Source organism: Methylophaga muralis (genome assembly GCF_001720165.1).
GTDB classification, from domain to species: domain Bacteria; phylum Pseudomonadota; class Gammaproteobacteria; order Nitrosococcales; family Methylophagaceae; genus Methylophaga; species Methylophaga muralis.
Window position 1 is genome coordinate 1 of sequence record NZ_MCRI01000075.1, and the last position, 3,198, is coordinate 3,198.

Consider the following 3,198-nt stretch of genomic DNA (forward strand, 5'->3'; position numbering starts at 1 on the left):
GCAAATACATATAACTCAATTTATTTCGGGTTATATGGTCAAGTGAATAAGCGCACATGGTGGATGCCTTGGCGATAAGAGGCGATGAAGGACGTAGTAATCTGCGAAAAGCGTAGGGGAGCTGATAAACGAGCTTTGAGCCTACGATATCCGAATGGGGCAACCCACATACTTTAGGGTATGTATCGTTAAGTGAATACATAGCTTAACGAGGCGAACCCGGCGAACTGAAACATCTAAGTAGCCGGAGGAAAAGAAATCAACCGAGATTTCCCTAGTAGCGGCGAGCGAACGGGAAACAGCCTGCAAGTAATATTTAACGTTTTAGTGGAACAAGCTGGAAAGCTTAGCGATACAGGGTGATAGCCCCGTACACGAAAAAGCGTTAAAGGTACTAAGCTTGCGACAAGTAGGGCGGGGCACGAGAAACCTTGTCTGAACATGGGGGGACCATCCTCCAAGGCTAAATACTCCTTATCGACCGATAGTGAACTAGTACCGTGAGGGAAAGGCGAAAAGAACCCCGTTTAGGGGAGTGAAATAGAACCTGAAACCGTGTGCGTACAAGCAGTAGGAGCAGACTTGTTCTGTGACTGCGTACCTTTTGTATAATGGGTCAGCGACTTAATTTATGTAGCGAGCTTAACCGAATAGGGGAGGCGAAGGGAAACCGAGTCTTAATAGGGCGACTAGTTGCATGGATTAGACCCGAAACCTGGCGATCTATCCATGGTCAGGCTGAAGGTTGGGTAACACTAACTGGAGGGCCGAACCCACGTATGTTGAAAAATGCGGGGATGAACTGTGGATCGGAGTGAAAGGCTAATCAAGCCAGGAGATAGCTGGTTCTCCTCGAAAGCTATTTAGGTAGCGCCTCATGTATCACTCTTGGGGGTAGAGCACTGTTTGGGCTAGGGGGTCATCCCGACTTACCAACCCCATGCAAACTCCGAATACCAAGAAGTGCAATCATGGGAGACACACGGCGGGTGATAACGTCCGTCGTGGAAAGGGAAACAACCCAGACCATCAGCTAAGGTCCCAAAATTATGGCTCAGTGGAAAACGAGGTGGGAAGGCACAGACAGCTAGGAGGTTGGCTTAGAAGCAGCCACCCTTTAAAGAAAGCGTAATAGCTCACTAGTCGAGTCGGCCTGCGCGGAAGATGTACCGGGGCTTAAGCCATATACCGAAGCTATGGATGCCACACTTTGTGTGGCATGGTAGAGGAGCGTTGTGTAAGTCTGTGAAGGTGAGTTGAGAAGCTTGCTGGAGATATCACAAGTGCGAATGCTGACATGAGTAACGATAAAGGGGGTGAGAGGCCCCCTCGCCGAAAATCCAAGGTTTCCTGCTCAACGCTAATCGGAGCAGGGTGAGTCGGTCCCTAAGGCGAGGCAGAAATGCGTAGTCGATGGAAAACGGGTTAATATTCCCGTACCGGTTGTTACTGCGATGGGATGACGGAGAAGGTTAGATCAGCCAACGGTTGGAAGAGTTGGTTTAAGTGTGTAGACGTGCTTTATAGGAAAATCCGTAGAGCTTAGTTGAGGCATTATGACGAGTCCCGTAGGGGATGAAGTGATTGACACCATGCTTCCAGGAAAAGTCTCTAAGCTTCAGGTAACAAGCGACCGTACCCCAAACCGACACAGGTGGATGGGATGAGAATTCTAAGGCGCTTGAGAGAACTCGGGTGAAGGAACTAGGCAAAATAGCACCGTAACTTCGGGAGAAGGTGTGCCCTCATTAGGTGAAGCGACTTGCTCGTGGAGCTGACGGGGGTTGCAGTGAACTGGTGGCTGCGACTGTTTATTAAAAACACAGCACTCTGCAAACACGAAAGTGGACGTATAGGGTGTGACGCCTGCCCGGTGCCGGAAGGTTAATTGATGGGGTTAGTTTTCGGACGAAGCTCTTGATCGAAGCCCCGGTAAACGGCGGCCGTAACTATAACGGTCCTAAGGTAGCGAAATTCCTTGTCGGGTAAGTTCCGACCTGCACGAATGGCGTAACGATGGCCACACTGTCTCCACCCGAGACTCAGTGAAATTGAAATTGCGGTTAAGATGCCGTATACCCGCGGCTAGACGGAAAGACCCCGTGAACCTTTACTACAGCTTTGCACTGAACTTTGAACCTACTTGTGTAGGATAGCTGGGAGGCATAGAAGCGAGAACGCCAGTTCTTGTGGAGCCAATCTTGAAATACCAGCCTGGTATGTTTGGAGTTCTAACCTCGGTCCATTATCTGGACTAGGGACAGTGTATGGTGGGTAGTTTGACTGGGGCGGTCTCCTCCCAAAGAGTAACGGAGGAGCACGAAGGTACACTAAGTATGGTCGGACATCATACGGTTAGTGCAATGGCAAAAGTGTGCTTGACTGCGAGACAGACACGTCGAGCAGGTACGAAAGTAGGTCATAGTGATCCGGTGGTTCTGAATGGAAGGGCCATCGCTCAACGGATAAAAGGTACTCCGGGGATAACAGGCTGATACCGCCCAAGAGTTCACATCGACGGCGGTGTTTGGCACCTCGATGTCGGCTCATCACATCCTGGGGCTGTAGCCGGTCCCAAGGGTATGGCTGTTCGCCATTTAAAGTGGTACGCGAGCTGGGTTTAGAACGTCGTGAGACAGTTCGGTCCCTATCTGCCGTGGGCGTTGGAAATTTGAGAGGAGCTGCTCCTAGTACGAGAGGACCGGAGTGGACGTACCCCTGGTGTTCGGGTTGTCATGCCAATGGCATTGCCCGGTAGCTATGTACGGACGGGATAACCGCTGAAAGCATCTAAGCGGGAAGCCCCCCTCAAGATTAGATTTCCCTGGACTTTAAGTCCCTGAAGGGCCGTAGAAGACCACTACGTTGATAGGTTGGGTGTGGAAGTGCAGTAATGTATGAAGCTAACCAATACTAATTGCCCGTGAGGCTTGACCATATAACCCCAAGTAAGTTGGGTGCGCATAAGCGACAAAACCTTTACTTCCCGAATTAGCTTGCCTGAAAAGCAAGCAGCCAGTTATGCCTGGCGGCCATAGCGAGTTGGTCCCACCTGTTCCCATCCCGAACACAGAAGTGAAACAGCTCAGCGCCGATGATAGTGTGGGAGTTCCCATGTGAAAGTAGGTCACTGCCAGGCTTTATATAATAGAAAAGGCCACTCCGATTGGGGTGGCCTTTTTTTTGTCTTGAAGGTTT

At 50.4% G+C, this 3,198-nt stretch carries 2 rRNA genes; both read left to right on the forward strand.

Going from position 1 to position 3,198, the window contains the following annotated elements:
- Positions 1–36: 36 nt before the first annotated feature.
- Positions 37–2,938, forward strand: a 23S ribosomal RNA gene (locus A9E74_RS13535).
- An 86-nt stretch (positions 2,939–3,024) separates the two neighbouring features.
- Positions 3,025–3,139 (forward strand): 5S ribosomal RNA (gene rrf, locus A9E74_RS13540).
- Positions 3,140–3,198: the final 59 nt, after the last annotated feature.